This window comes from Phyllobacterium calauticae (assembly GCF_019991125.1).
GTDB lineage: Bacteria > Pseudomonadota > Alphaproteobacteria > Rhizobiales > Rhizobiaceae > Phyllobacterium > Phyllobacterium calauticae.
This window is the reverse complement of sequence record NZ_JAGENB010000033.1, coordinates 1-438: the sequence shown is the minus strand read 5'-3', so window position 1 is coordinate 438 and position 438 is coordinate 1. Positions and strand designations below refer to the sequence as shown.

The following is a 438-nucleotide window of genomic DNA, read 5'->3' as shown; positions in this document are numbered from 1 at the left end:
CCCCCGCCCCCGCTGTTCTGGCTTTGCGTGCATAGCGCTTGCCATTGGGGCTGTCCTTGCGGAAAATCAGGCCGGTTTCCACCAGCGCGCTCAAATGCCGGCGCAGCGTTGCCGGCGCCATGCCGTGTGCGCGCAGCGACAGTTGCACATTGGACGGAAACACCACCAGGCCGCCCGCCTCGCTGAGCGCGTTCTGCGGATAGAACGTCAGCAGCGCGTTGAGCACCACCAGCGCCCGGTCGGAAATCCCGATCAGCGCCCGCGCCTCGCACAACGAGCGAAACAGCTTCCATTTGTCGACCGAAGCCTGCGGATCGACGTCGCTCGCCTGCGCCTGCGTTGCCAGCATGCCAAGCGACAGCGATCGCCGCCCGAAGGGCGTCGTGAATGCATTCCCCGACTGCATCGTCTTCTACCTTTCAATAGGCAAAAGAAATC

Annotated in this window: 1 protein-coding gene; it reads right to left on the bottom strand. The window is 63.7% G+C overall.

Annotation, left to right across the window (positions count from 1 at the left end; genetic code table 11):
* Window positions 1-406 (bottom strand): plasmid replication protein RepC (repC, locus tag J1W56_RS26205; RefSeq protein ID WP_264319188.1); only part of this gene is annotated, 406 nt, incomplete at its 3' end.
* Window positions 407-438: the final 32 nt, after the last annotated feature.